At 68.3% G+C, this 26,220-nt stretch carries 24 protein-coding genes and 1 pseudogene; 11 read left to right on the top strand and 14 right to left on the bottom strand.

What is annotated here, in order from left to right:
- The first annotated feature begins 117 nt into the window (after positions 1 to 117).
- The 3 genes from ACIUM1_RS02615 (at position 118) to ACIUM1_RS02605 (ending at position 5,285) form a co-directional block, all read left to right on the top strand.
- A complete protein-coding gene (locus ACIUM1_RS02615) occupies positions 118 to 1,923 on the top strand; it encodes an N-acetylglutaminylglutamine amidotransferase (protein WP_406815743.1) in 1,806 nt (601 codons plus the stop codon).
- Positions 1,920 to 3,710, top strand: coding sequence for an N-acetylglutaminylglutamine synthetase (ngg, locus tag ACIUM1_RS02610; RefSeq protein ID WP_406815742.1), 1,791 nt, complete (start codon positions 1,920 to 1,922; stop codon positions 3,708 to 3,710). Before ACIUM1_RS02615 ends, ngg begins: the two co-directional genes overlap by 4 nt.
- A 90-nt stretch (positions 3,711 to 3,800) precedes the next feature.
- On the top strand, positions 3,801 to 5,285 hold the full coding sequence (locus ACIUM1_RS02605; RefSeq protein WP_406815741.1) for an MFS transporter: 1,485 nt from the start codon (positions 3,801 to 3,803) through the stop codon (positions 5,283 to 5,285).
- 33 nt (positions 5,286 to 5,318) lie between these two features.
- Here the strand turns inward: ACIUM1_RS02605 and ACIUM1_RS02600 are convergent, their stop codons facing one another.
- From ACIUM1_RS02600 to ACIUM1_RS02585, 4 genes are all read right to left on the bottom strand, one after another.
- Positions 5,319 to 5,660, bottom strand: a complete 342-nt coding sequence (locus ACIUM1_RS02600) for a hypothetical protein (RefSeq protein WP_406815740.1) — start codon at positions 5,658 to 5,660, stop codon at positions 5,319 to 5,321.
- A 176-nt stretch (positions 5,661 to 5,836) separates the two neighbouring features.
- Entirely contained in the window at positions 5,837 to 6,553 is a 717-nt protein-coding gene (locus ACIUM1_RS02595) for a pyrimidine reductase family protein (protein ID WP_406815739.1), read from the bottom strand.
- 4 nt (positions 6,554 to 6,557) lie between these two features.
- Positions 6,558 to 7,055 (bottom strand): flavin reductase family protein, encoded by a 498-nt coding sequence (locus ACIUM1_RS02590; RefSeq protein WP_406815738.1) that lies wholly within the window; start codon positions 7,053 to 7,055, stop codon positions 6,558 to 6,560.
- 94 nt (positions 7,056 to 7,149) lie between these two features.
- Complete coding sequence (locus ACIUM1_RS02585; RefSeq protein ID WP_406817499.1) at positions 7,150 to 8,430, bottom strand: APC family permease; 1,281 nt, start codon at positions 8,428 to 8,430, stop codon at positions 7,150 to 7,152.
- A 103-nt stretch (positions 8,431 to 8,533) separates the two neighbouring features.
- Here ACIUM1_RS02585 and ACIUM1_RS02580 point away from each other — a divergent pair, with 103 nt between their 5' ends.
- Positions 8,534 to 9,277 (top strand): ArsR family transcriptional regulator, encoded by a 744-nt coding sequence (locus ACIUM1_RS02580; protein ID WP_406815737.1) that lies wholly within the window; start codon positions 8,534 to 8,536, stop codon positions 9,275 to 9,277.
- A 2-nt stretch (positions 9,278 to 9,279) separates the two neighbouring features.
- Positions 9,280 to 10,767 carry a multicopper oxidase family protein gene (locus tag ACIUM1_RS02575; RefSeq protein WP_406815736.1) on the top strand — a complete coding sequence of 496 codons (1,488 nt, stop codon included), beginning with the start codon at positions 9,280 to 9,282 and terminating at the stop codon, positions 10,765 to 10,767.
- A 21-nt stretch (positions 10,768 to 10,788) separates the two neighbouring features.
- Here the strand turns inward: ACIUM1_RS02575 and ACIUM1_RS02570 are convergent, their stop codons facing one another.
- On the bottom strand, positions 10,789 to 11,763 hold the full coding sequence (locus ACIUM1_RS02570; RefSeq protein ID WP_406815735.1) for a TIGR03560 family F420-dependent LLM class oxidoreductase: 975 nt from the start codon (positions 11,761 to 11,763) through the stop codon (positions 10,789 to 10,791).
- A gap of 11 nt (positions 11,764 to 11,774) precedes the next feature.
- Positions 11,775 to 12,899 carry an FAD-dependent oxidoreductase gene (locus ACIUM1_RS02565; RefSeq protein ID WP_406815734.1) on the bottom strand — a complete coding sequence of 375 codons (1,125 nt, stop codon included), beginning with the start codon at positions 12,897 to 12,899 and terminating at the stop codon, positions 11,775 to 11,777.
- Positions 12,900 to 12,968: 69 nt separating this feature from the next.
- On the opposite strand from ACIUM1_RS02565, the gene ACIUM1_RS02560 reads away from it, so the two are divergent.
- Complete coding sequence (locus ACIUM1_RS02560; protein WP_406815733.1) at positions 12,969 to 13,856, top strand: hypothetical protein; 888 nt, start codon at positions 12,969 to 12,971, stop codon at positions 13,854 to 13,856.
- Here ACIUM1_RS02560 and ACIUM1_RS02555 read toward each other — a convergent pair.
- Positions 13,853 to 14,770 carry a TIGR03619 family F420-dependent LLM class oxidoreductase gene (locus ACIUM1_RS02555; protein ID WP_406815732.1) on the bottom strand — a complete coding sequence of 306 codons (918 nt, stop codon included), beginning with the start codon at positions 14,768 to 14,770 and terminating at the stop codon, positions 13,853 to 13,855. The genes ACIUM1_RS02560 and ACIUM1_RS02555 overlap by 4 nt on opposite strands.
- 62 nt (positions 14,771 to 14,832) lie before the next feature.
- On the opposite strand from ACIUM1_RS02555, the gene ACIUM1_RS02550 reads away from it, so the two are divergent.
- The gene (locus ACIUM1_RS02550; protein ID WP_406815731.1) at positions 14,833 to 15,522 is read left to right on the top strand and encodes a helix-turn-helix transcriptional regulator; all 690 of its coding nucleotides are present in this window, start codon (positions 14,833 to 14,835) and stop codon (positions 15,520 to 15,522) included.
- 159 nt (positions 15,523 to 15,681) lie between these two features.
- Positions 15,682 to 17,073 carry an HNH endonuclease signature motif containing protein gene (locus ACIUM1_RS02545; protein WP_406815730.1) on the top strand — a complete coding sequence of 464 codons (1,392 nt, stop codon included), beginning with the start codon at positions 15,682 to 15,684 and terminating at the stop codon, positions 17,071 to 17,073.
- 3 nt (positions 17,074 to 17,076) lie between these two features.
- Here the strand turns inward: ACIUM1_RS02545 and ACIUM1_RS02540 are convergent.
- Positions 17,077 to 18,813 (bottom strand): annotated as a pseudogene (locus ACIUM1_RS02540) (3-ketosteroid-delta-1-dehydrogenase).
- Between the two features lie 101 nt (positions 18,814 to 18,914).
- Here ACIUM1_RS02540 and ACIUM1_RS02535 point away from each other — a divergent pair.
- Together ACIUM1_RS02535 and ACIUM1_RS02530 are read left to right on the top strand one after the other, a co-directional pair.
- A complete protein-coding gene (locus tag ACIUM1_RS02535; RefSeq protein ID WP_406815729.1) occupies positions 18,915 to 20,039 on the top strand; it encodes a Rieske 2Fe-2S domain-containing protein in 1,125 nt (374 codons plus the stop codon).
- Positions 20,039 to 20,341: a ferredoxin gene (locus ACIUM1_RS02530; protein WP_406815728.1), complete on the top strand. Its 303-nt coding sequence runs from the start codon at positions 20,039 to 20,041 to the stop codon at positions 20,339 to 20,341. The genes ACIUM1_RS02535 and ACIUM1_RS02530 overlap by 1 nt, the downstream gene beginning before the upstream one ends.
- Before the next feature lie 9 nt (positions 20,342 to 20,350).
- On the opposite strand, the gene ACIUM1_RS02525 is transcribed toward ACIUM1_RS02530, so the two are convergent.
- Positions 20,351 to 20,674 (bottom strand): DUF732 domain-containing protein, encoded by a 324-nt coding sequence (locus ACIUM1_RS02525; RefSeq protein ID WP_406815727.1) that lies wholly within the window; start codon positions 20,672 to 20,674, stop codon positions 20,351 to 20,353.
- Between the two features lie 144 nt (positions 20,675 to 20,818).
- Between ACIUM1_RS02525 and ACIUM1_RS02520 the strand changes: the two genes are divergently transcribed.
- On the top strand, positions 20,819 to 20,995 hold the full coding sequence (locus tag ACIUM1_RS02520; RefSeq protein ID WP_406815726.1) for a hypothetical protein: 177 nt from the start codon (positions 20,819 to 20,821) through the stop codon (positions 20,993 to 20,995).
- 1 nt (position 20,996) lies between these two features.
- Here ACIUM1_RS02520 and ACIUM1_RS02515 read toward each other — a convergent pair whose 3' ends face one another.
- The 5 genes from ACIUM1_RS02515 to ACIUM1_RS02495 form a co-directional block, all read right to left on the bottom strand.
- On the bottom strand, positions 20,997 to 21,437 hold the full coding sequence (locus tag ACIUM1_RS02515; RefSeq protein WP_406815725.1) for a PaaI family thioesterase: 441 nt from the start codon (positions 21,435 to 21,437) through the stop codon (positions 20,997 to 20,999).
- 76 nt (positions 21,438 to 21,513) lie between these two features.
- Positions 21,514 to 22,326 carry an IclR family transcriptional regulator gene (locus ACIUM1_RS02510; RefSeq protein ID WP_406815724.1) on the bottom strand — a complete coding sequence of 271 codons (813 nt, stop codon included), beginning with the start codon at positions 22,324 to 22,326 and terminating at the stop codon, positions 21,514 to 21,516.
- A 211-nt stretch (positions 22,327 to 22,537) separates the two neighbouring features.
- Positions 22,538 to 24,004 (bottom strand): FAD-dependent oxidoreductase, encoded by a 1,467-nt coding sequence (locus tag ACIUM1_RS02505; protein WP_406815723.1) that lies wholly within the window; start codon positions 24,002 to 24,004, stop codon positions 22,538 to 22,540.
- The gene (gene bphC / locus ACIUM1_RS02500; protein WP_406815722.1) at positions 24,001 to 24,909 is read right to left on the bottom strand and encodes a biphenyl-2,3-diol 1,2-dioxygenase; all 909 of its coding nucleotides are present in this window, start codon (positions 24,907 to 24,909) and stop codon (positions 24,001 to 24,003) included. Before bphC ends, ACIUM1_RS02505 begins: the two co-directional genes overlap by 4 nt.
- Positions 24,910 to 24,924: 15 nt before the next feature.
- Positions 24,925 to 26,109 (bottom strand): acyl-CoA dehydrogenase family protein, encoded by a 1,185-nt coding sequence (locus ACIUM1_RS02495; RefSeq protein WP_406815721.1) that lies wholly within the window; start codon positions 26,107 to 26,109, stop codon positions 24,925 to 24,927.
- Positions 26,110 to 26,220: the final 111 nt, after the last annotated feature.

Below are 26,220 nucleotides of genomic sequence, written 5' to 3'. Positions count from 1 at the left end.
ACAAATCCGTCGATCGCGGAGATCACCACCCGTCGATCACCGCCGTACGTGGTCCGTTGCAGCAGTTTTGGCGGAGCTCACGCGCGCTTCGGTCCGGGCAGCGGTAGGGTCAAAGGCGTGTGTGGAGTCACCGGGGAGGTCCGGCTCGACGGGCAGGCGCCCGATGTAGCGGCGGTCTCAGCGATGGCCGCGGTGCTGACACCACGGGGCCCGGATGCGGGCGGCGCCTGGTCGCAGGGCCGGGTCGCGCTTGGCCATCGTCGGCTCAAGATCATTGACCTGACCGAAGCCGGCGCCCAGCCGATGGTCGACTCGGAGCTGGGGCTGTCGCTGGCCTGGAACGGCTGCATCTACAACTACAAGGAGTTGCGGCAGGAGCTCAGCGGGTACGGCTACCGCTTCTTCTCGCACAGCGACACCGAGGTGCTGATCAAGGCCTACCACCGCTGGGGCGACGATTTCGTCAGCCACCTGTTCGGCATGTTCGCCTTCGCCATCGTGGAACGCGACAGCGGGCGGGTGCTGCTCGGCCGGGACCGGCTCGGCATCAAGCCGCTGTATCTGACGGAGGACAATCACCGGGTCCGGTTCGCCTCGACACTGCCGGCGCTGTTGGCCGGCGGCGGCGTGGACACCCGGATCGACCCGGTCGCCCTGCACCATTACATGAGCTTTCACTCGGTGGTGCCCGCGCCGAACACCATCCTGCGCGGGGTCCGCAAGGTGCCGCCGGCCTCGCTGGTCGCCATCGAGCCCGACGGCAGGCGCACCGTCACCACCTATTGGGCGCCCGACTTCACCCGGCACGCCGACCGCGCGGACTGGTCGGAGCGCGACTGGGAAGACGCCGTGCTGTCCACGCTGCGGCTGGCGGTCAAGCGCCGCCTGGTCGCCGACGTGCCCGTCGGTTGCCTGCTGTCCGGGGGCGTGGACTCCAGCCTGATCGTGGGTCTGCTCGCCGAAGCGGGCCAGCACGGGCTGTCGACCTTCTCCATCGGCTTCGAGTCGGCGGGTGGCGTCAAGGGCGACGAGTTCCAGTACTCCGACATCGTGGCCAAGCGCTTCGAGACCGACCACCACCAGATCCGCATCGAGACCGACCGGATGCTGCCCGCGCTCGACGGCGCCATCGGCGCGATGAGCGAACCGATGGTCAGCCACGACTGCGTCGCCTTCTACCTGCTCAGCCAGGAAGTGGCGCGGCACGTCAAGGTCGTGCAGTCCGGTCAGGGCGCCGACGAGGTGTTCGCCGGCTACCACTGGTATCCGCCGATGGGAGACCCCGCCGCCGCCACCCTCGAGGGTGCCGTCGCCCAGTACCGCGGCGCCTTCTTCGACCGCGACACGGCCGGAGTCGAAGCGCTGGTCGGACCGGGCATCGTCGCGCCCGGCGACCCCAGCCTGCGGTTCGTCACCGAACACTTCGCGCGGGCCGGCGCCGAAACCGGGATCGACCGCGCGCTGCGGCTCGACACCACGGTGATGCTGATCGACGACCCGGTGAAGCGGGTCGACAACATGACGATGGCCTGGGGGCTGGAGGGCCGGGTGCCGTTCCTCGACCACGAGTTGGTCGAGCTGGCCGCGACCTGCCCGCCGGAGTACAAGATCGCCCACGAAGGCAAGGGCGTGCTGAAACAGGCTGCGCGGCGGGTGATTCCGGCGGAGGTGATCGACCGCCCCAAGGGCTACTTCCCGGTCCCGGCGTTGACCCACCTCGAAGGCCCGTACCTGGAAATGGTCCGCGACGCCCTCTACGCGCCGACCGCCAAGGAGCGCGGCCTGTTCAACACCGACGCGGTCGACGCGCTGTTGGCGAACCCGAACGGCAAGCTGACCCCGCTGCGCGGCAACGAGCTGTGGCAGATCGCCCTGCTCGAACTCTGGTTGCAGCGTCACGGTGTAACGGGCCCGGTTGCATGACCACCGCCGATCCGTCCGGCGACCACACCGAGGCGATCACGCTCGGTCTGCACGACGCGTCGCCGCCCGAGCTCGTCGACGCGATGGCCAAGGATGTCGAGCTCGAATTGGGTTGGGGCCGGCTGATTTTCGGGCAGACCTTCGCCGATTCCCAGCATCTGGTCGAGGCGCTGCGCCGCGAGGGACCCGGCCGGCGTGACATCTGCATCTATGCCCGGGAATCCCACGTGGTGGTCGCGGAGGCGCCCACCGAGCTGTTCATCGACCCGAGCCACACCTACCGGCTGCGGTTCACCGCTGAGACCAAGAACCTTGCGCCGTCACCGCTGGGCGTGACCGTGCGCACGCTCAACGACCCGATCGACGCCGACGCGATGAATCGCGTCTATGTGCGCTGCGGCATGGTCCCGGCCGGCGTCGACGTGATCTGGGACAACCATCAGCACGTGCCGGCGGTGAAGTACCTGCTCGCGGTGCGCGACGAGGACGAGGCGGTGGTCGGCACCGTCACCGGCGTGGACCACAAGTTGCTGTTCAACGACCCGGAAGAGGGGTCGAGCCTGTGGACCCTGGCGGTCGATCCGGCCGCCGGGTTGCCCGGCGTCGGCGGCGCCCTCACCAAGGCGCTGGCCGAGCACTTCCGCAGCGCGGGCCGCGCCTACATGGACCTGTCGGTGGCGCACGACAACGCCGCCGCCATCGGCCTCTACGAGAAGCTGGGTTTCCGCCGCGTCCCGGTGCTCGCGATCAAGCGCAAGAACGCGATCAACGAGCCGCTGTTCAGTCCGCCGCCCGAGACGATCGACGACCTCAACCCTTACGCCCGGATCATCGCCGACGAAGCGCTGCGCCGCGGGATCTGGGTCGAGGTGCTCGACGCCGAGACCGGCGAGATGCGCCTGACCCACGGCGGGCGCAGCGTCATCACCCGGGAATCGCTGTCCGAGTACACCTCCGCGGTGGCCATGTGCCGCTGCGACGACAAGCGGCTGACGCGGCGCCTGGTGTCCGAGGCGGGCATCACCGTGCCCCGCGCCCGGCTGGCCACCTTCGACGAAAGTGACTTCGCGTTCCTCAAGGAGGTCGGCGAGGTCGTCGTCAAACCGACGCGTGGCGAGCAGGGCAAGGGCATCACCGTCGGGGTGGTCCCGGACAACGGGCCCGACGACCTCAGTTCGGCCCTGGCACGGGCGCGGCAGCAATACCCGGACGTGCTGATCGAGCAGCGGGTGACCGGCGACGACCTTCGGCTGGTGGTGATCGACGGCCGGGTGGTGGCCGCCGCGCTGCGATTGCCGCCGGAGGTCATCGGCACCGGGGAGCACAGCGTGCGGGACCTGATCGCGGCCGAGAGCCGGCGGCGTTCGGCGGCCACCGGCGGCGAGTCCCGCATCCCGCTCGACGATCTCACCGAGTCGACGATCGCCGAAGCCGGCTGGACGCTGGACGACGTGCTGCCGCAGGGGACACGGCTGCGGGTTCGCCGCACCGCCAACCTGCATCAGGGCGGCACCATCCACGACGTCACCGCGCAGGTGAACAGCGAACTGTGCCGCGTCGCGGTGACCGCGGCCGAAGCGATCGGCATCCCGGTGACCGGCATCGACCTGCTGGTGCCCGACGTGACGGGCGCCGATTACGCCTTCATCGAAGCCAACGAGCGCCCGGGGCTGGCCAACCACGAGCCGCAGCCCACGGCCGCGGCCTTCATCGACTTCCTTTTCCCCGGCCACCCCGGCCAGCCACAGCCCTGGACCCCCGAGGAATCCCGGTCCGATCGCGGCTGACCCCGACGGGCGCTGCGCCGGGGCGATACCCCGCGTAGGGCTAGTGACGGGCGGCGGTGGGTATCTCTGTCAAACCAGAACGGAGGCTGCATGAGTGCGAGCGCGCAAACCAAAACCATCTCGACCCATGTGCCGGCGCGGCTGGACCGGCTGCCGTGGTCGCGGTTCCACTGGCGCGTGGTGGTCGGCCTGGGTGGGGTGTGGGTGCTCGACGGGCTCGAGGTCACCATGGTGGGCAACGTGTCGGCCCGGCTCATGGAGCACAACAGCGGCATCTCCCTGAACGCCGCGCAGATCGGCATGGCGGCTGCCATCTACATCGCCGGGGCCTGTTCCGGGGCGCTGTTCTTCGGTCACCTGACCGACCGCTTCGGGCGGCGAAACCTGTTCATCCTCACTCTGGCCATCTATCTGGTGGCCACCGTCGCGACCGCGTTCGCCTTCGCGCCGTGGTATTTCTTCGTGGCCCGTTTCTTCACCGGCTCCGGCATCGGCGGCGAATACGCCGCCATCAATTCGGCCATCGACGAGCTGATCCCGGCGCGGGTCCGCGGCCGGGTCGACCTGGTGATCAACGGAACCTATTGGGTGGGTTCGGCCGCCGGCGCGGGCGGGGCGCTGATCCTGCTGAACACCTCGAACTTCCCGGCCAACGTCGGCTGGCGGCTGGCCTTCGGCATCGGCGCCATCCTGGGCATCTTCGTGCTGCTGGTGCGGCGCAACGTCCCGGAAAGCCCGCGCTGGCTGTTCATCCACGGCCGCGACGAGGAGGCGGAGCGGATCGTCGGCGACATCGAAGAGGCGGTCCAAAAGGAGACGGGCGAACCGCTGCCCGAGCCCCAGGGCAAGGCGCTGCGGATCCGTCAGCGCACGACGATTTCGTTCCGGGAGATCGCCGCGGTGGCGTTCAAGCTCTATCCGCGCCGCGCGGTCCTCGGGCTGGCACTGTTCATCGGGCAGGCGTTCCTCTACAACGGCGTCACCTTCAACCTCGGCACGCTGCTCAGCCAGTTCTACGCCGTGCCGTCGGGCATGGTGCCGGTGTTCTTCGTGGTGTGGGCCCTGAGCAATTTCGCCGGGCCGCTGGTGCTCGGGCACCTGTTCGACACGGTCGGCCGCAAGCCGATGATCACGCTGACCTACATCGGTTCCGCTGTCGCGGTGGTGGCGCTGGCGGTGGTGTTCGTCACCCAGGCCGGCGGTGTGTGGGCCTTCATCGGGGTGCTGATCGTCGCGTTCTTCCTGGCGTCGGCCGGCGCCAGCGCGGCGTACCTGACGGTCAGCGAGATCTTCCCGATGGAGACCAGGGCGCTGGCCATCGCATTCTTCTACGCGTTGGGCACGGCGATCGGCGGGATCACCGGCCCGCTGCTGTTCGGTCAGCTGATCAACTCGGGCATGCGCACCGAGGTCGTCTGGTCATTCCTCATCGGGGCGGTGGTGATGGCCGCGGCCGGCCTGGTCGAACTGTGGCTCGGCGTCGCCGCCGAGCAGCGTCCGCTCGAGGAACTGGCGTTGCCTTTGACCGTGGAAGATGCTGAGGACCAGGAAGATTCGGAACCGGTGACGGATTAGACCGGTCAGCCGGACGCGGGAGACGGTGCGAATTCAGCGGTTGTCGTCTTCGCCGGTGGCGCGTTCGGTGAGCCCTTCCCGGGACAGCGCCCGGACGAATCCGTAGGCCTGCATCCCGGCCGGGCCGGGATTGTCGAAGATCCATTCGTTGATTTTCGCCAGCGCGTTGGCCAGGTCGTCGCGCTTGACCCGCACCAGGTAGGTCTTCCGGTCGTCGTCGGGATCATCGAGGGAGTCGGCGACCGCGACGGGGTTTTTGAACGCGTAGGCGATGCCGTGCACCGCGTCGTGGTTGAGCGCCCATTGAATTTCACTGGGGCGCAGCCGGTTCACCGCCAGATTACGGTAGTCATGGTCGTCGTCTGAACTGCTCACCGGGCCGGTGATCCTATTCTGTGTGCATCGAGGAAGTGGACTACTGTCAAGTACAGGGATCTCGCGGGAAGCGATTCGATCCGATTTCACGCCGGGCATTTTCATCATAGGAAGACGCGCCGTCGGCTGCATGCCGAGCGCATTGCGGACGCGAATTCCGGCACGCCAGGCCGCGCTCAGCGGCAGTATTTCAAATACAGATAGCCGTCGCAGACCAGCGCGTGCTGCAGTTGCATGGTGACCGGGGCGGGCAGTCGCGCCGGATGTGTCCGGTGGCCCACCGGCTGGCTCGCCGCCAGCTTCGGGGCCAGTGTCACGCAGATCTCGGTGACGGCGTCGGCTTCCACCAGCTCGTCGAGCAGCGTCGGTCCGCCCTCGCACAGGATGCGGTGCAGGCCCTGCTCGCGCAGCATCGCGACCGCGCGCGAGACGTCCACGGAGTCCTCCCCGGCGACCATCACGTGTTGCCGATCGTCGTCGAGGTCTTGTCGGGCCGCGGTTCGCGCGCAGGTCACCAGGATCGGTGGCTGGGCCGGATTGCTGAACAGCCGCGGCGGTAGTTGACCGCTGCGGCTCACCACCGCGATCGGGGGTGGTTCGGCCCGCCCTTCGTGGTGCCGTCTGGCCCGCGCGGCATCGCTTAGTGATACCGGGCCATAGTTTTCGGCGCGGGCGGTGCCGGCGCCGACCAGCACGACGTCGGCCAGGCCGCGCAGGATTTTCAGGAGCCGCTGATCGGTGGGGCAGGACAGCGGACCGGCGCGGCCGTCGAATGCGGCGGCGCCGTCGGCGCTGAAGATCATGTTGGCGCGCACACCATCCGGGGGATCGGCGTAGAAGGGTGCGAGCTCGAGGATGCTGGGGACGGCGCTGATCCGGGGCGACACGCTCACCCGGCTAGGCCTCGTGGCCCGGTTGCAGCTCGCGCACGTCGCCGAAGGACACCCAGGTGTCCAGTTCCCGCGGCGGACTGCCGCCCATCGGCGCGAGCAGGTGCCCGACGTGGTCGCCGAGCGAGAATCGTTCCAGGATCTCACCGGAGAACCAGGCGGCGGCGTCGTCGAGGATGGGCAGCTGTTCGGGGCCGCGATGCCAGGCACATCGGTCGAATTTGTTGACCTCGTCGCTGGTCTGGCTGCCGAACAGCTCCGGCACCTCCAGGTGCTGGTGGTCGAACACGTGCACGGCCAGGTGGGAGGCGGCGCGGGCGACGCGGAAGGTGTGGTTGCGGCGGGACAGGCCGACCAGGAACCGGGGCGGGTGGATGCTGGTCTGGCTGGCGAAACCCACCAGGCAGCCGGCCGGGGTGCCGTCGGCCTGAGTGGTGACGACGAACATCGGATAGTTCAACAGCGCCACCAGCTTGTCGAATGCTTCGGTTCCCTCGTCGGACATTCGGTCAGTCTTCCCCATCCGGCCCACGGGGAATCGCGTAGTGGTGAATCAGCCGCCGGCGTGGCCGGCCTAGCTTGGGCGGTATTCGACGGAGTCAGGCGCGATTTCGGTTGCGCCGCAATCGCATCGGGACGATAAAGTGCCGAATCAGGTAGGCGGCCACGCCGATGGCCAGCACCGCCACACCGGAAACGACAGACCACGGTGGCATCGCGAACGCCAGCACCAGGCAGCCGAGCAGCCCGATCACCGGGATGGCGCGGTGCGGGCGGCCCTCGTCGCGACGGAGGGTGAATGCGGAGGCGTTGGCGACGGCGTAGTAGATCAGCACGGCGAACGACGAAAAACCGATGGCGTCGCGAAGGTCGCTGGTGGCGGCCAGGATCGCCACGACGACGCCGATCAGCAGCTCCGCGCGGTGCGGCACCCGGAATCGTGGATGCACGGCGGCCAGCGAGTTGGGGAGATGGTGGTCCCTTGCCATGGCGAATGTGGTGCGCGAGACGCCGAGGATGAGCGCGAGCAGGGACCCCACCGCCGCGACCACCGCCCCCACCCGAACGATGGGGACCAGCCAGCCGGTGCCCGCCACGCGGGCCGTTTCGACCAAGGGGGCGGCGGTCTGGGCGAGGCGGATCGGCCCCAGGACCGCGAGCGCCGCGACGGCCACCAGCGCGTAGACGGCCAGGGCGATGGTGAGTGCCAGCGGTATCGCCCGTGGAATGGTGCGGGCCGGGTCGCGCACCTCCTCGCCCAGCGTCGCGATGCGCGCATAACCGGCGAAGGCGAAGAACAGCAGACCCGCGGCCTGAACGACGCCGCCGGTGGTGATGCCGGTGAGGTGGAGTCGATCGGCGCCGGCCGCCGGGGAGGTGAAGGCGGCCGCGATCACCGCGGCCAGCACGGCGAGCACCGCGGCGACGATGATGCGGGTCAGCCAGGCCGACTTCTGCACACCGGCGTAGTTCACCACCGTCAGCGCGGCCACCGCCGCGACGGCCACCGCATGCGCCTGCGCCGGCATGGCATAGAACCCGACGGTCAAGGCCATGGCCGCGCACGACGCGGTCTTGCCGACGACGAAGCCCCACCCGGCCAGGTATCCCCAGAAGTCTCCCAACCGTTTTCGGCCGTAGAGATAGGTGCCGCCCGACGCGGGATAGCACGCCGCCAGCCGCGCGGAGGACGTGGCGTTGCAGTAGGCGACCACAGCCGCCAAAGCCAGGCCGAGCAACAGTCCGGAGCCGGCGGCGCGCGCCGCGGGACCCAGTGCCGCGAAGATCCCGGCACCGATCATCGACCCCAGCCCGATCACCACCGCATCGAAAACACCCAGACTGCGCCGCAATTCGCCACTGTGTGCCGGGGCGTTCATCGGCGTCGGTTCGGACACTCGGCCCCCTCGAGTCGAAGAAAACAACTGGTGCCGTCTTGCGCAGGCCTAACCTATCAAACCAATTTGATGTATTGTGCGGAACATGGCGGCAGCCGATCCCGCGGGCGTTCCACCGCTGATGCGGATGGCGTCGCATCCGCTGCGGTGGGCGCTGCTGACGGAGCTGGCGTCCGGGGACCAACGGGTGCGGGAGCTTGCGACCGCCATCGGCGAGCCGCAGAACCTGGTCTCCTATCACTTGCGGCTGTTGCGTTCGGCCGGACTCATCGATGCGCGCCGCAGCAACTTCGACGGCCGCGACAGCTACTACCGGTTGAACCTGACTCAATGCGCCGCGGCATTCGGTGAGGCCGCCGCCGCATTGCATCCGGCGTTGGCGCCCGCCCTGCCCGCCAAACCGCCACCGCGGTCGGTGTTGTTTCTGTGCACCGGGAACAGCGCGCGGTCGCCCATGGCGGCGGCGCTGCTGCAGAAGCGGGGCGAGGGCCGCATTCGGACGGCGAGCGCGGGCAGCCATCCCAACTCGTGTCTGCACGTCAACGCCATACGGGTGATGCGCGACGAGTACGACATCGACCTGCGCGGCACCCGGCCCCAGCCGCTGGCCGCTGTCTCCCGGCGCCGCTTAGACTGCGTGATCACGTTGTGCGACAAGGTGCGCGAATATGTGCGCGACCACGATCTGCCCACCACGACGCATTGGAGCCTGCCCGATCCGTCGGCCGCCGGCGGCGCATACCCGGAATTCCGGCGGGTGGCAAGCGAATTGAGCGATCGCGTCGATTTCTTCATACCCGTTCTCGGCGGCCACGCGGATGGGCGGTGATCATGGGGCTCACCCGGCGCGAATTCTGGGCCTGGGCCGGCATGGCGCTGACGGCCGCAACCGGGACCGCCGCCGCCGTGTCGGGGGCCGGTTGTTCGCACCCACCGGCCGCCGGCCCGCCCAGCGGGAAGGCCGATTACACGCTGCGGATCGGCTCCGGGAAGGTCGAATTGGCCCCGGACCGGATCGTGTCGACCTTGACCTATAACGGCCAATTTCCCGGTCCGCTGCTGCGGTTCACGCAGGGGCGGCGCGCCTGGGTCGATGTCTTCAACGACACCGATTCCCCGGAGCAGTTGCACTGGCATGGCCAGCACCTGGCGGCTGACGTCGACGGCGCCGCCGAAGAGGGAACGCCCGACATTCCCGCGCACGGCATGCGCAGGATCTCCTTCGTCCCCGGCCCGGCGGGCTTCCGCTTCTATCACACCCACGTCGTCCCGCGCGCCGATCTGTCCCGGGGGCAGTACAGCGGTTTGGTGGGGCCGGTCTACATCGAGCCCGCCGGCAACGCGGGCGCCTACGACCAGGAAGTCTTTCTGACGCTCAAGGAGTTTGAGCCAGCGTTCACCCGCGGGGGTGACATGGCCAGCGACTTTCTGGCCGGTGAGCCGGATCGGGAGCTGAAGGACAGAGGCGAGTCGTCGATGGCCGCTTCGCTGGCGCGCGGTGAGCCACCCGGCAACGAGGTGGGCTATGGGGCCTTCGCCGTCAACGGGCGGATGCTCGGCCACGGCGAACCCATCCGGGTGCAGGCCGGTCAGCGGGTGCTGCTGCATGTTCTCAACGGCAGCGCCACCGAAACTCGCAGTTTGGCCCTGCCCGGGCACACCTTCGACATCGTGGCGCTGGACGGCAATCCGGTACCCACCTCGGCGGCGGTGCCGGTGTTATGGCTCGGCGCGGGCGAACGGATCTCGGCCCTCGTCGACATGACCAATCCGGGTGTCTGGGTGTTGGGCGATCTGTCCGACGACGACCGCGGCCGCGGCATGGGAGTGGTCGTCGAATACGCCGGGCGCGCCGGGGATCCGGGATGGGCGCCACCGCCGCCGTTTCGGTGGGACTATCGGCTGTTCGGCACGCCCGAGCCGGGCAGCGTCCCACCACCCGATCACGCCATCGACATGTTGATCGAGAAACGCAACGCCGCCGACCACGGTTTCAACGTCTGGACGATCAACGGTGTGCCGTTCGCGATGGACGCCGACAAACCGGTGCTCGACGTCGAGCGTGGTAGGCGCTACCGGTTGCGTCTGCGCAACGGCAGCGACGACCTGCATCCCATGCACTTGCACCGGCACACCTTCGAGGTCACCCGATTCGCCGGAACGCCGACCGCCGGCGTGCGAAAGGACGTCGCCATGCTCGGCGGCTACCAGAGCATGGAGATCGACTTCGTCGCCGACCAACCCGGCCTTTCGCTGCTGCATTGTCACCAACAGATACACATGGATTACGGGCTCATGCTCCTGCTCAACAGCGCCTGATCGGCGCAGGTGGTATCAACGTCACAACGTCGCGAGTTGGGGAAGCACCTCGGCGGCGAACAGTTCGTAGTTTCCCGCCAGGCTCGCCAAGTTCGTCGGTGCCCGCACATACACCCGGGAGATGCCGAATTCGGTGTAGCGGCCCAACTCGTCGACGATCTGCGCCGGGGAGCCGCAGAATGTGGTCCCGTCGAACGTCTGTGACGCGAAGTTGGCGGGATCGATCGCGGTCGCGGCCTGCTCGCGGCTGTGTCCGACGCCGATCAGGGCGCTCATCGAGAAGACGATGCCGTCGGGGTCGCGGCCGATCTCCTCGGCGGCCGCGCGGACGAGTTCGATCTGGCCCGCCGGGTTTTTGAGTTCGCTTCGGTGCTGGTCGCCCGGCGCGCGACGGCGGCTGGTCTGCAGGTTGAACTCGTCGGCGAACCGCGCCGCCAGCGCGGGTGTGCGTTTCCTGCCGGTGCCACCGAGAATGATTGGCGGACAGGGCTTTTGCCGGGGCTTGGGCAGCGCGGGGGAGTCGCGCAGCTGGAAACACCGGCCGGTGAAGGTATAGCTCTGTCCCACCGGGGTCCGCCAGAGGCCGGTGATGAGCTCCAGCGCCTCACCCAGCCGATCGAATCGCTCCCCAGCGGGCGGGAACGGAATTCCGCAGGCGAGGTGTTCCGGCTCGAAATACCCTGCACCAAGACCGAACTCGATGCGACCTTCGCTCATCTCGTCCACTTGCGCCACCACGATCGCCAGCGGGCCGGGGTGCCGAAACGTCACCGATGTCACCAATGAGCCGAGCCGAATGCGTGCCGTTTCGCGCGCCAGTCCGGCCAATGTCGTCCAGACGTCCGTCGGCCCGGGCCGGCCGTCGCCGGCAAACGGGTGATAGTGATCGGACAGAAAGAATCCGGCATAACCGAATTGCTCGGCCAGTCGCGCCGAGTCGACCAGTTCCTGGTAGGTCGCGCCATTGCTGGGGTCGGCGAAGATTCGGCACTGCATCGGCTCTCTCCTCACCGCAGCGGGTCGTTCTGGCGCACCCCGCGATACATGCCCCAGCGCACGATCCACGGCATCACCACACGCTCAACCGACCAGGACGGGAAGCGGAACGCATGGCCGGTGGGCAGGAAGACCTCCAGCCCGTTGGGCTGTATACCCACCAGCGAGCCCCACCGCCGCGCCGGTGCGCGGTAGGTACGTAGCGGCCGGCCGGCGAAGTCGGCGAGGACGTTGCGCGCCACCAAGGCGTCGCCACGGTTTCGGGCGGAGCTGCGCAACGGATCGGTCGCCGCGACGTCGCCGACCGCGAACACGCCGCGATGGCCGGGCACCCGCAGCTGCGGCGTGACGCGCACAAACCCGCGCTCGTCGAGCAGCTCCGGTGGCAGCCACTCGGTGTTGGGCCGCACCCGCCCGATCGCCCACAACACGACCTCGGCGTCGGCCGGGGGTTGCCCGGTGCTCCAGTGGACGGGTCCGCTGGTCAGTTCGTCGCCCGCGAACCCTTCGGTCAGCACCGCGCGGTGCCCCGGGTGGACGCCGACGCCGAGCCGGGTCAGTCGGCCGCGGATCCGCTGCCATATCCGGGGGTGATGTCCGCCGAGCGCGGCCTCGCCGGGGAAGTACAGGTCGATCCGCTTGTCCGGCCAGGTGGTTGCCATGTTGAGGGCGCTGCTGACCGCCGCCGCCCCGCCGCCCACCACGACCACCGACGCGGCGGCGGCCAGCCGGTCGTGCGCGGCCCGCAGTCCCGCGCCGATCTCGGCGGCCGACTGTAAGGTCGGCTGGCGCCAAAAGCCGTTGCTGACGCCGGTGGAGATGATCAGCGCGTCGTAAGCCTCGCCGATGGCCGTGCCGTCTTCGCTTCGGCCAAAGACGGTTTGAGAGGCCAGGTCCACGCCGGTCAGCGTCGCCTGCACCGTTCGAACGCCGTCGAGGCGGCGGAACCGGTCGAACGGGATCCAATAGTCGCGCGCCCAATCACGCGGACGCGAGAGCCGGACGCCGAGCTCCTGGCCGCTCACCAGCGCCGGTTTGGCCGAGATCCCGACCACGTCGGCATGCCCGGCGAGCCGGATCGCCGCCAGGACGCCCGCATCTCCGAGCCCGGCGACGATGACACGCCTACGGTTCATGCCGCTATCCTGCCCTGCGTAGCTGCGGACCAGCCGTTGACCGATCCGAGAGCGAGGAGGCCACGTCAGTTGATCGTCTGGCGCAGAACCGGTGGCCCGGAGCGGCTGGGGGAGTTCGCGGCGGCGGCGCATCCGCGGGTGAGCGCCGCGCTGCGTACCGCGGTGCGTGCGTCGGCCCCGCGTCCCGACGCCGCCCGGCGCGCCGCCAAGGATTTCGAGAAGGGCCTGATTCCGGCGGTCGTCGCCGAGATCCGGTGGTCGTTCACCCGGCCGCGCACCTGGCTGATGGGTGTGGTGGCCAACGTGGTCTTCGCCGCCGGCTGGCTGCTGGTGCAGCCTCTGACGCTTGGCCGTCACCACGATTGGGTGATCCTGGTGGGCAGCTACTTCTCCTCGTGGGTCCTCGCCGACGTCACCACCACCAACTTCCTGGGGGCCGATCACTACCGCATCCTTCGCGGGCTATCCGACGGGGTGCCCTTCTGGCGAATCCTGTTGATCAAGAACCTCGCCCTGCTCGCGATCGTCGGGCTGCCCACCCTGGCCGCCGCGGTCGCGTTGACGCTGTGGCTGGAAACGCCGGGCCGGCTGGGCATTACGATCCCCACCGTCACGGTGCCCGTCGTGTCCTGGCTGGGCGTCGGCAATTTCATCTCGGTGCTACACCCGGTCAGTGTGGAGCCGCTGCTCCGGCGCTGGCGCCAGCGCGGCGATCTGCGCCGCACCCGCAGCTGGGTGCTGGCCCTGACGCTGCCCTATGCGCTGTATTACGTGGCCGATCCGATGAACGGTGTGGAGCACCGAGTGTTGTGGCAACAGGTGCCCGCGCTGATCTGGCCGGTGTTCGGGCGCGACACCAAGAGCTTCGTGCACCTCGCCATTGCGATGAGCGTGTGGGTCGCGGGCAGCATCGCCGCGGTGTATTGGGTGCGCAGCCGCGGCTTGCGGATCCGCTAGGACACCTGGGGTTTGATCTCTTCGATGACCCACTGCGCGTAATCGAGGTATTCGTCCACGCCGCTGACGGCGGGGACCGGAACGGCGGTCACGGTCACGCCCTGCGCGGCGAGCCAGTTCAACCGGTCGACGATCTGCGCCGCGCTCATGCCCGGCCGATCGGTGGCGCGGCGGGCGACGTGTCCTTCGCCCACCCGGTTGGTGCCCAGCCCGTGCATCACTTCGAATTCCCGACCGTCGTAGGCGGGTTGGGACTTGATGTAGTCGAGTTTCTCGGCGATGTGTTCGGGGGCTGTGAGAAACGGCCACCAGCCGGACCCGAACGTGGCCGCCCTGCGCAGCGCCGCGTCGGCGTCGCCGCCGATCCAGATCGGAAGATGGGGCTTTTGAACCGGTTTCGGCTCGAAGGCGATGTCCGCGAACGACACATACCGGCCTTCGAACCGGGGCGTGTCGTTGGTCCACAATTCGACGATGGCGGCCAGGTATTCGTCGGCGATGCGGCCCCGTTCGTGGAAGGGCACTGAAAGCAGCTCGAACTCGCGGGCCAGCCACCCGACTCCGAACGTCACCATCATCCGGCCTCCGCTCAACCAGTCCGCGGTGGCCAGCGCTTTGGCCAGCACGATGGGGTGCTGCAGCGGCAGGATGGTGACGCAGGAGTTGATGGCCGCCCGCTCGGTGGCGCCGGCGATGAAGGCCTGCGCGGTCGTGGAGTGCAGGTAGTGCGGCCCGGACAGCTCGACATGGTCGGTGGGGATGACGAGATGCTCGGGCACCGCGATCATGTCGTAGCCCCACCGGTCGGCGCATTGCATCATGCGTCGCTGTTCGGGTCCGGTGACGGCGGCTTCCCAGGGCTGGGTAATCGCCTTGAGGCGCAGCAGGTGCGGAACGGGGAAGGCGAATTTCACGGGCGTCCCAGCCAGCGGTCCATGTGCTCCAATCTAGGGGGCGGTGTTGTTAACCTGGCGGCATGGACTCCGAAACGGACCCTGCCAGCCAAAAGCTGACCAACGCGGCGCTTGCCGCCACCAGCTGGGCGCTGCTCGGCATGATGTCCTACGAAGAGGAAGTCTCGGGCTACGACCTGAAGAAGTGGATCGACTGGAGCGTCGACCTGTACTACTGGAGCCCGTCCTACAGCCAGATCTACACCGAGCTGAAGAAGCTGGAATCGCTGGGCTTGGTGACATCGCGCGTCGAGCGCGACGAGGGCACCCGCAGTCGCCGGCTGTACAAGATCACCCCGGCCGGGATGGACGCGGTCACCGAGTGGACCAACCACGCGCCCGTGGACCCGCCGGTGCTCAAACACAGTGTGCTGCTACGTGTTACGTTCGGCCACCTCAGTAATCCGGGGCGACTCAAGGAACTGCTGCAAGAGCATGTGGCTTCTTCGGAGGCCAAGCACCGCAAGGCCGTCGAGGACGCCGAGGGGGCCGAGGCGGAGCCCGCGTGGGCCTACTCGGTGCTCGCGCTGCGCTGGGCGGCCAAGTACTACGCGGCCGAGCGCGAGTTCGCGCTGCAGATGATCAAGGAGATCGACGAGGCCGACACCATCCTGCAGAGCGCCGCCAAGGGTGGCTTCGGCAAGCCTCGCCCCACGCCCGGTTACTGGCGGGAGGTCGAAAAGCAGGTCGAGGCCAAGCGCCGAGCGGACTAGATCTGAGGTGGCGACCGGTTTCGCGCGGCACCGGCCTGCAGGGATCCCTTCCGAGGGATTATGGATATCGAAACCGTATAGCGAAATCACTTGTGTCCCTGCGGTTTCAGGAGTCTCTGAACGTCGATTTTTGTCGGCGGGCTCCGATAGTTTCGGGATATGAGTTCGGGTGGCTTCGCAGACGGTGACGTCGCGACGGCGGCCTTCGATGCCCTGGATGCCGCGATCGACACCGTGGTCGGGCTCGACTCCCAGATGCTGCACTCCCGGGAGCGTCTCGCGCTACTGCGACGCTACGAGCACGCGCGGCGCCGTCTGTCCGCCGGGGAATATCCGCTGATCAATCAGCTCCAGCAGGAGGCCACGCCGGCGGAATTGGGCGGCAGGCTCTCCCATGCGATCGCCGACTGGACGTTGACCAGCCGCGCCGAGGCCGGCAGGCGCGTGCGTGAGGCCGCCGATTTGGGTGAGCGGCGCGCGCTCACCGGCGAACCCCTACCGCCCGTGCTGGCGGCCACGGCCGCCGGGCAGCGCGCCGGACGACTGGGGATAGAGCATGTGGCGGTGATCCGCCGCTTTTACCACCGGCTGCCGGGCTGGATCGATGACGACACCCGCACGCACGCCGAGGCCCACCTGGCGCGCCTGGCCGCACGGTACCGGCCCGATCAGTTGACTGCGCTGGCCGATCGTTTGGCGGACTGCCTCAACCCCGACGGCAGCTACAGCGACGACGACCGCGCCCGCCGCCGCGGCCTGACCCTGGGCAAGCAGCAACCCGACGGCATGTCGGCGCTGCGCGGCTGGCTCACGCCCGAATTACGTGCCTCGCTGGAGGCGGTGTTGGCCAAATTGGCCGCCCCCGGCATGTGCAATCCGTTCGATGAGGCGCCGTGTGTGGACGGCGCGCCCGCCCAGGAGGCCATCGACCGCGACGTCCGCTCGGCGGCACAACGCCAGCACGACGGCCTCAATGCCGCCCTGCGCGCGATCTTGGCCTCCGGGGACCTGGGCAAACACAATGGATTGCCGGCCTCCATCATCGTCACCACCACGCTGGCCGAACTGGAAGCCGTCACCGGGCACGGCATCACCGGTGGGGGCACCCGATTACCGATCAGCGACGTGATCCGCCTGGCCCGCCACGCGCATCACTATCTGGCGGTCTTCGACAAGGGCAAGGCGCTGGCGCTGTATCACACCAAACGACTCGCCAACCCTGGCCAACGAATCGTTTTGTATGCCAAAGACCTTGGATGTTCGGCACCCGGCTGCAACGTCGGGGGCTACTACTGCGAAGTCCACCACATCACCGACTACAGCAAGTGCCACACCACCGAGATCGACAATCTCACCCTGACTTGCGGACCCCACCACCGACTCCTGCAACCACGCGGCTGGAGCACCCGAAAACGCGCCAACGGTGATACCGAATGGATCCCGCCCCCGCACTTGGACCGAGGCCAGCCGCGCACCAACACCTTCCACCATCCCGAGAAGCTGCTTCGCGATGGAGATGACGACGAAGACCACAGTCCAGGGGCGGCGTAGCGGCTAGTTCTGTTGGTGGCGATCTGCTGCGCCCGCCACGCCCCGGCCCGCCGCCTCCCGCGCCGCGATGTAGCCGTAGACCAGTCCTTGCGCGATCGTCGCGCCCGCGCCCGGGTAGGTCGTGCCGAACGCGTTGGCGGCGGTGTTGCCGATCGCGTACAGCCCGGCGATCGCGCCGCCGTCTTCGCGCAGCACCCGCGCCCGCTCATCGGTCCTCAGCCCACCGCAGGTGCCCAGGTCGGACAGCACCATCTTCACCGCGTAGAACGGGCCATTGACCACGGGGCGCAGGTTCGGGTTCGGCTTGATGGTCGGGTCTCCGTAGTAGCGGTCGTAGGCGCTGGCACCGCGGCCGAAGTCGGGATCCTCACCGGCGGCGGCGTTTTGGTTGAAGCGGGCCATCGTCGCAAAGAACTCCGATACCGGGAGGCCGATTCCTGCGCCCAGCTCGGTGAGGTTGTCGGCTCGCATCGCGATCCCGGCGTCATACCATGCCTGCGGGACGCGCATGCGCGGAAACAGTTCGGCGCCAAAGACATAACTGTTGCGGTACTGCTGATCGAAGATGATCCACATCGCCTCGACCGGGCTGCCGGCGCGCTCCAGCTCGAGCACCCGCTGCCCGAATGACATGTAATCCGCCGCCTCGTTGGCGAACCGGCGCCCGTTTTGGTCCACGATCAAACAACCCGGCAGCGACCGCTCGGCCAGCATCACCGCGGGCGCCTTACCGGGCAGCGGTGCGACAGCGGGGAACCACCACGCCTGATCCATCAGAGCGATGTCGGCACCGATTTCCTGGCCGGCGCGGATTCCGTCGCCGGTGTTGGCGGCGGCGCCCAGACTCAGGTTGGCGCCCTACGATTCCGACTGAAATTTCCACCGCATGTCCATGTGGTGGTCGAAGCCACCGGTGGCCAGCACCACGCCGCGCCGCGCGGTGATCGTCACCTCGCGCCCACCGTGCTCCACGACGGCGCCGGTCACCCGGTCGCCGTCGCCGCACAGGCGTGCCAACGTGGTGTCGGTCCACACCGGGATGCCCGCGCCCAGCACCCCGGTGAACAGCCCGGCCGTCAGGCCCTGTCCGCCCGCGGCGTAGCGCCGGCCCAGCATGCGGCCGCCCACACCCTGCGCCAGCCGCTTGCCGTAGACCGGGATTCCCCTGCGCGGCATCCGGGCCACCAGGTTCATCCAGCGGTAGTCGGCGCCCGTCGTCGGCATCGGGATCGTCACTTCCATCAGGCCGGGCTCCAACCGGGTCCGGTATTGGCCGAGCAGCGAGGTGTCGAAGGGGTGGCACTCGCAGGTGCGCCCGGCCCTGCTGCCGCCGGGTTCCTCGGGGTGGTAGTCGGAGTAATCGCGGGCCCAGAACAGCCGCAGCGGCGTGGTCCGGCGCAACATGCCCACCGTCGCGCAGACATGCGCCACGAACGCCCTCGACCGCTGCGCGGGCGCCGACCCCGCGACCACCGAGTCCAGGTAAGCGTCGGCGCGCTCCGCGGTGTCGCCGGCGTGCGCTTCGGCCAGCACCGGGCTGGCCGGCAGCCACAGAGCGCCGCCGGACCGGGCGGTCGAACCGCCCACGTACGACGATTTCTCCACGATCAGCACCGACAATCCCAATTCGTGGGCGGCCAGCGCCGCGGCCATGCCGGTGCCGGAGCCGACGACCAGCAGGTCGACGGCCGTGTCGGCCACGGGAAGTCCGGCGGGGATCGTCGCGCTGCGCGTCGTCACGCCCAAAACGCTAGGCCGCGGCACCGCGGCACAGGAAGAGCCGTCCTGATGAGTGGAACAACGGGCCCCGCGGATGGGCCCGGGGGAGTTGAATCAGGCCCATGACGTCGCACACCGAGGCCGACCAGATTCGGTTCATTGAAGCGCAGGCCGCGCCGACCCGGTTCGCACGCGGCTGGCACTGCTTGGGGCTGACCAGGGATTTCGGCGACGGCAAGCCTCACGCGATCAACGCCTTCGGACAGAAGCTCGTCATCTTTCGCAGCGGCGACGGGAACATCAACGTGCTCGACGGCTACTGCCGGCACATGGGCGGTGACCTGTCCCAGGGCGAGGTCAAGGGCGACGAGATCGCCTGCCCGTTTCACGACTGGCGCTGGGGCGGCGACGGTCGCTGCAAGCAGGTGCCCTACAGCAGGCGGGCACCCAAGTTGGCCCGCACGCAAGCGTGGACCACGCTGGAGCAGGACGGCATGTTGTTCGTATGGAACGACCCGGAGCGCAAGCCGCCGCCACCGGAGGTGACGATCCCGCGCATCGAGGGGGCCACCAGCGACCAGTGGACGGACTGGCATTGGTACACCACCGTGGTGCAGAGCAATTGCCGCGAAATCATCGACAACGTGGTGGATATGGCGCACTTCTATTACATCCACGGCGCCTTGCCCACCTACTTCAAGAACATCTTCGAGGGGCACGTCGCGACGCAGTACATGAACGGCGAGGGCCGCCCCGACATGGCCGGCACCGAAGGCGCGCAGATGCTGGGCAACACCTCGGTGGCGTCCTATTACGGCCCATCCTTCATGATCGACGACCTGACGTATCACTACGAGTACGGCGACGCCAAAACGATCCTCATCAACTGCCACTATCCGATCGATGCGAATTCCTTTGTGCTGCAATACGGAATCATCGTGCAGAAGTCGGAGGCGATGCCCGGCGACGAGGCGATGCGGACCGCGATCAAACTCGGCGATTACGTCAAGCTCGGTTTCGAGCAGGACGTGCAGATCTGGCGGCACAAGGCGCGCATCGACAACCCGCTGCTGGTCGAGGAGGACGGCCCGGTATACCAGTTACGGCGCTGGTATCAGCAGTTCTACGTCGATGCCGCCGACGTGCAACCGGACATGGTGGACCGCTTCGAATTCGAGCTCGACACCACCCGGCCCTATGAGGCGTGGATGAAAGAGGTCCAGGCCAACATGGCGGCCCGGGCCTGATGACGCTGAAATCTTCGGTGCGCGAGGACAATCGGCTCGACGACATGCCGATGGTGCCGGTCGCGTGCCGGAACTGTGGCGCGCGGGTGCTGGCCCGCAAGAGCAGCTGGAATCAGACCAGTGTGCAGTGGAACGCCGAGGCCACGGCCCGGTGCGCCGAGCGCGCCGAAGCGCGAAAGATCGTCACACCGGGGAGCCGCGGTGTCTTCCTGGTGTGCTCGGCGCTGAGCGCGTCGATCCTGGACGCGATGCGCCGCGGAGATTTGTCCGTCGTCGACGAAACGGACTGCACACCAGGGTAATCCGGTGGATTATCCCCGAGGGATCTCGTCTTTGTGCCGCGGGCAGTACGAGTAGATGCTCTGGGCGACGAAGAAGCCGGTGTGAAACTCGGGTAGACCGCTGCTGGCCAGCACGTCCTGCATCACCTCCATGGGCGTTTCGCCGGTGTCGAGTCGCGCGCAGACGTAGTGGGCGGCTTCGACCGCATGGCCGGCGGAGGCCTGGTCGATGATGCCGTGCTCCTCCAGGGCCGCCAGGAATTTCTGGTCGGTGGTGTCGGCATGGCTGAGCGGCGCCCCTGCCAGCAGGCCGACCGATGCGGCCGCCACAGCGAAGAGCAGACGGTTGACCATGTCTCGCTTCCTGAAGTGTGCTGGAACCGGATCCGGTGGCCGGAAGCGGCGCTTCATTCGCTCCGATTTTGCCGCAGATCCTGACGGTGTTCTCCGATCATCGTACAAAGCCTATCGCATTGACGAGAGGTCATGGGTACCGTCATGCCATCGGGTCGACGGATGCCGCTGCGCGGCAAGCTAATTCGCCCGCTGCGCCGTCGACGCCCGCTGATCGCGATCACGCTGGGTGACTACGGCGAGATCGGATCCGGGCGGGACGTCAAGACATGGGCGGCACGACGTGGCCATCGTGGATGGAAGCATCCGACTGTGGCGTAACTCACGACCGTTGTCCAGGTCCGGGCTCGCCCGGCCGGAGGGGTTGCCGCGGCGTGATGAATACGCCGTTGGCCTCCACCGTCACACCGTCGACGTTACTGAGATGGCCGGTCGCGTACGTCTTGCTGCCGTCGACCCGGTCCACCCGAGCCTCGGCACGCAGTGCGCCCAGCCGGGTGGGGCGCAGATAGCGCACGGTGATGGTGCCGGTGTAAGCCGGTTTACCCGGCTGATGCGACGTCGCGCCCAGAACATGGTCCAGGATCAGAGCGCACATGCCACCGTGTACGTGGCCGGGTGGCCCCTCGTAGCCGGCGCCGAGGTGCACATCGGCATGAACGCCGCCGTCCGGGTCTCGCTGGACAACTAGCGGCGGAGCGATCGGGTTGTGCGGCCCGATGGCCACATTGCCGGCGACGATCGTTTTGCCGTCGTCAGCCATATGCAAAGGGTATGGCGCCGCCGCGCGTTGGACGCGGGTAAGTTCCGCCCACTGGGAGGCCGCTTACCGCCTTAGCTCACGCGTACTGCAACACGGGCCGATGAGCCGGGCGCAGCGGGCGCAACGGTTGCAGGTTGGGGGCGACGTGTTGCGGGCCGTCCTCGGCGTGCCGCCAGATGCCCATTGCGGTCATCCGGACCGGGGCGATCAGTCGCTGGTCGAACGTCATCCGGTTCATCGGCCCGCACACCGACACCGCCGCGACGGCTTCGCCGGGCCCGCCGATAGGTGCTGCCACGCAACCGAACCCGAGCAGCGACTCCTCACGCTCGAAGGCGACGCCGTGCGCGCGCACCCGTGACAACTCGACGGCCAGCTGCGAACCGGTGGCGATCGAGTACCTGGTCTTGCGGACCCGCAGGTCCACCGGGGCGTCCTGGTCGCGGTAGGCCAGGATCGCCTTGCCGACGGCGGTGCAGTGCGCGGGCTGACGGCTGCCCACCCGCGTCGGTATCGGCGTCAGCGCCGAGTCGCCGACCTTGTCGAGGTAGACCACGTCGGGCCCGTCCAGAACCGCGAGGTGCACGACGAGCCCTGTGGCACGGTGCAATTCGCCCAGCAGGGGACCGGCGGCGCGCACCAGGCGGTCCTGGTGCACGGCCAGCGAGCCCAACTCGACCAGCCGCATGCCCAGCTCATAGTCGCGGCCGTTGCGGCGCAGCCAGCGCAGCTGCACCAGGCGCTCGAGCATCCGGTGCGCCGAGGAGCGCGGCAGGCCGGTGCGCCGGACGATCTGGGCCAGCGTGAGCCGCCCGGGGCCGTCGAAAGCGTCCAGGACGAGCGAGATGCGATCGATGACCGCGGTGGGAGTTTCGGCGGGCACGGACACAGAGCCTCCTGGCTGGCATATTCCTATTAGGAAGACTTTCTACCACACCGTTGTGGCCGCTGTCACACGACACGCGAGGATCGCGAGCGTAAGCGCACTGCGAAAAGCCACGGCGAAAAACGCAGCGGTGATCGCAAGCGCGGCGCAGCCGGGCGCGGCGGGTCGCCGCCATCGGTACCAGTGTGCTTACGCTCGCGGCGACGGCGGAGGCTCAGCCCTTGGCGGCGGAGCGGCCGGCGCGGCGGCCGTAAAAGCTGCCGTCACCCAGCGAAACGCCGCTGGCATACCCCCACGCTGCCAGGCCGGCGGTGCACCGGCCGGCGGCGAACAGCCCCGGAATGGGTTCGCCGCTGACGTGCAGCACCTCGGCGTCCAGCGTGGTCGCCAGCCCGCCCAGGGTGAACCCGCCGGTGTTCTCCCGCAGATCGACGGCGCCGACGGGGGAGCCGATCGGCTTGATCCACTCCGGCTTCTTGTGCAGCAGCGGGTCCTCGCCGCGCGCGGCGCCGTCGTTGTACGCGGCCACCGTCGCCTGTAACGACCCCGGTGGCAGCCCCATGTCGCTCTCCAGGTCGGCGACGGTGTCGGCCACCCACGTCGCGGGGCGCAGCATGAACTTCGGCGACCACGACGCCATCGCCTCATCCTGCGCATCGCCGTCGATGATCAGATAGGCGACGTTGTCCTGCTGATAGAGGGTGAGCTGCCCGATCCGGCCCGGGTAGGTGTCCTCCGCGACGAAGCGCTGGCCGCGGCCGTTGACCAGGATGCCGCGCACCAACTGCTGCGGGTCGATGAAGATCGCCACCTCGGTGGCGTCCATGTGCGCGAGATCGGCGCCCAGCGCCTGCGCCATCCGGATCGCCTGCCCGTCGTGCTGCTCGATGGAAGCGGCGGGCCGGCCGGCGATCCGCGGCGCATACCGCTGAACCATCGCGTCGTTGTAGGCGAAACTGCCCGTCGCCAGCACCACACCCGACCGCGCGCGGATGTTCAACTCGGTGCCGTACTTTCGGGCGCGGATGCCGACCACCCGGCCGTCGGATGCCACGATCAGCCGTGACACCCGCACGTCGTACAGCGCCCGGGCGCCGGCCGCGGTCGCGGTTTCCACCAGCGGCTTCATCAACATGTAGCCGGCGCTGGCCTCGCCCTGCTTCTTGTTCTGCATCTGCGGGACGTGCCCGCGCGGTGCGGGGGTGGCGATGGTGTTGAACGGAAACGAGTTCTCGCCGCCGCTGTACATCAGGCCCTGGTCACCCATCGGCTCCCAGCCGGGCTCGGAGAAGAACTCGGCCTTGAACGGCACGCCGCAGCCGACCAGCCAGTCGAAGTGCGCGACGCTGCCGGCGCAGTAATCGGCGATCCTGTTCTCGTCGGCACCGGGGCCCATCGCCACGTTCAGGAAGGCCGCCATGTTGTCGACGGAATCGGTGAAGCCGCAGGCCGTTTGGACCGGGGTGCCGCCGCCGAGATAGATGAAGCCGCCGGCCATCGACGCGGCGCCGCCCCAGGAGCCGGTGCGCTCCAGCACCAGGACGTCGGCGCCGGATCGGGCCGCCTCCACCGCCGCGGCCGCACCGGCGACGCCATAGCCGGCGATGACTACGTCGGCCTCGTGGTCCCACGAAGTGATGCAGGACGCCGCGACGGGCGTCACGTCCGATTCGGGTGTCACAGCCGCATCGCCGCGGGCATCTCGCCGATCCACTGGTGGCCCCAGTAGCTGTCGGCGGTGATTTCCTCTGCGGTGTAATAGGTTTCGTCGACCCGCATCCCGTCGGTGCCGAATTCGATGTCCCAGTCACCGGGCGCGCGGACGTAGAACGAGACCATCTTGTCGTTGGTGTGCCGTCCCAGGGTGGACGACAGCTGGAATCCCTCGGCGTTGACCCGGTCCAGCGCCTGTCCGACCGCGTCCAGGGTGTCGACCTCCACCATGATGTGGACCAGGCGCGGGTCGCGCTGGTGTGCGGCCGGCACGATCGCCAGGCTGTGGTGTCGTTCGTTGATACCCAGGAATCGGACCCGCACCGGGCCAAACTCTTTCGGCAGCGGCACCCGGAACGCGCCGCGGGCGCGGAAGCCCAGCACCTCGGTGTAGAAGTCGAACAGCCCGCTGGGGTCGGTGGCCGGCACCACCACGTGGCCCATACCCTGGTCGCCGGTGACAAACCTCGCGCCGAACGGCGTGACGACCGGGCTGTGGTCGAGCACCGCGCCGTGGAACACCTCCAGCGTGGTGCCGGCGGGATCCTCGAACGTGATCACCTCTTCGACGCGGCGGGCCTCGGCCTCGTCGGGGGACAGCTGTTTGTATGCCACGCCGGCGCCGTCGAGCGTGGCCCGCACTCGCTGCAGCGCGGGGTGGTCGCGCACCTCCCAGCCCACGGTCAGCACCCGGTCGCTCTCACCGGGCACCACGATCAACCGGGCCGCCCGCTCGTCCATCCGCAGGTACAGGGCGGACGGATCGGGGCCCTTCCCCTCGGCGAAACCCAATACCCCGAAGGCAAATTGGCGCCAACGGTCGATGTCGTTGGTTGAAATCGTGATGTAGCCCAGGCTTTTCAGGTCGCTCACGGATGCGTCTCCTGCTCAGATCAGTGCCCGCAGCGGGCCCTCGGGCGGGTCGATGCCGATCGAGCTCAGCGCCGACGCGTGATAGGTGGTGCCGGGCACATGGATGGCGTGCATCTGCCCGACGTGCACGTCTCGCCAATACCGTTGCAGCGGTTTGTCCATCCGCGCCGCGTTGCCGCCCGAGCGGGCGAAGATCTCGTCGACCGCCGACACCGCCCGCCACACCGCGCGAACCTGAGTGCGGCGCCCGGCCGCACGGTCGGCGAACGACACCTCCTTGCCGGCCGCGACCATGTCGTAGATGCGGTCGGCGTTGGCCAGCAACTCCTGGCGCGCGGCGTTGATGTCGGCGGCCGCCTCTCCGATCGCATACATGACGTACGGGTCGTCCTTGATCGCGGTCCCGGTGGCGCCGACCCGCCCACGCTGATAGTCCAGATGTGCGGCCAGCGCCCCCTCGGCGATGCCGATGGTCGCCGCGGAGATGCCCAGCGGGAACATCGTCGACCACGGCATCAGATACAGCGGCTCGGTCATGCCGGCCTCGCGTTGCGCGGTGCCGTCCATCACCTTGGTCGCGTCCATGGTCCGGTAGCTCGGCACGAACGCATCGGAGACGATGACGTCCTTGGAGCCGGTCCCGCGCAACCCCACCACATTCCACGAGTCGTCGACGATCTCGTAGTCCTTGCGCGGCAGGATCATGTGCAGCATCTGCGGCGGCATCAAGGGGATGCCCTTTTCGTCGCCGAGCATGGCCCCCAAGATGATCCAGTCGCAGTGGTCGGTGCCCGAACTGAACTGCCAGCGGCCGTTGAACAGGTAGCCGCCGTCGACGGGTTTGGCCACCCCCTGCGGCGCGTACGGGGACGCCATCCAGGTGTCGACGTCGTCGGCCCAGATCTCGGCGGCGACTCTCGGGTCCGCATAGGCCAACTGGTAGGGGTGCACGCCGACGACGCCGACGATCCAGCCGGCCGCCGGATCCAGCGCCGCGGTGGCCATCGTGGTCTCGGCGAACTCGCGGGGGTGGACCTCGAAGCCCTGGTACTGCCTGGTCTGCAGCAGCCGGATCAGGCCGGCTCCCTTCATCAGCTTGACGGTGTCGTCGGTAAGCCGCCCGATCCGTTCGGCTTCCGCGGCCTGGTCGCGCAACTGGTCGGCCATGGCGTGAACCCGGTCGAGTACCCGCTCGCTCATATCGTTGTCCTTACCTGTGTGGGCCTAGTAATGGTCTACCGCAGTCCCGGGCTGTCCCAAAGGAAATCCCGATGAGCGGACACCCGGCAATCAGAATTCGACATGAACGTC

Origin of the sequence: Mycobacterium sp. M23085 (assembly GCF_045343915.1) — a bacterium.
Taxonomy (GTDB): domain Bacteria; phylum Actinomycetota; class Actinomycetes; order Mycobacteriales; family Mycobacteriaceae; genus Mycobacterium.
Note: the sequence above shows the minus strand (reverse complement) of the source record. Positions and strands in the feature narration are given on the sequence as shown.

Coding starts and splice junctions, on each gene's coding strand:
- ngg (WP_406815742.1), top strand. CDS start 1,920: ATGACCACCGCCGATCCGTCCGGCGACCACACCGAGGCGATCACGCTC.
- ACIUM1_RS02605 (WP_406815741.1), top strand. CDS start 3,801: ATGAGTGCGAGCGCGCAAACCAAAACCATCTCGACCCATGTGCCGGCG.
- ACIUM1_RS02590 (WP_406815738.1), bottom strand. CDS start 7,055: ATGTCCGACGAGGGAACCGAAGCATTCGACAAGCTGGTGGCGCTGTTG.
- ACIUM1_RS02585 (WP_406817499.1), bottom strand. CDS start 8,430: ATGAACGCCCCGGCACACAGTGGCGAATTGCGGCGCAGTCTGGGTGTT.
- ACIUM1_RS02580 (WP_406815737.1), top strand. CDS start 8,534: ATGGCGGCAGCCGATCCCGCGGGCGTTCCACCGCTGATGCGGATGGCG.
- ACIUM1_RS02575 (WP_406815736.1), top strand. CDS start 9,280: ATGGGGCTCACCCGGCGCGAATTCTGGGCCTGGGCCGGCATGGCGCTG.
- ACIUM1_RS02570 (WP_406815735.1), bottom strand. CDS start 11,763: ATGCAGTGCCGAATCTTCGCCGACCCCAGCAATGGCGCGACCTACCAG.
- ACIUM1_RS02565 (WP_406815734.1), bottom strand. CDS start 12,899: ATGAACCGTAGGCGTGTCATCGTCGCCGGGCTCGGAGATGCGGGCGTC.
- ACIUM1_RS02550 (WP_406815731.1), top strand. CDS start 14,833: ATGGACTCCGAAACGGACCCTGCCAGCCAAAAGCTGACCAACGCGGCG.
- ACIUM1_RS02545 (WP_406815730.1), top strand. CDS start 15,682: ATGAGTTCGGGTGGCTTCGCAGACGGTGACGTCGCGACGGCGGCCTTC.
- ACIUM1_RS02535 (WP_406815729.1), top strand. CDS start 18,915: ATGACGTCGCACACCGAGGCCGACCAGATTCGGTTCATTGAAGCGCAG.
- ACIUM1_RS02530 (WP_406815728.1), top strand. CDS start 20,039: ATGACGCTGAAATCTTCGGTGCGCGAGGACAATCGGCTCGACGACATG.
- ACIUM1_RS02525 (WP_406815727.1), bottom strand. CDS start 20,674: ATGGTCAACCGTCTGCTCTTCGCTGTGGCGGCCGCATCGGTCGGCCTG.
- ACIUM1_RS02520 (WP_406815726.1), top strand. CDS start 20,819: ATGCCATCGGGTCGACGGATGCCGCTGCGCGGCAAGCTAATTCGCCCG.
- ACIUM1_RS02515 (WP_406815725.1), bottom strand. CDS start 21,437: ATGGCTGACGACGGCAAAACGATCGTCGCCGGCAATGTGGCCATCGGG.
- ACIUM1_RS02495 (WP_406815721.1), bottom strand. CDS start 26,109: ATGAGCGAGCGGGTACTCGACCGGGTTCACGCCATGGCCGACCAGTTG.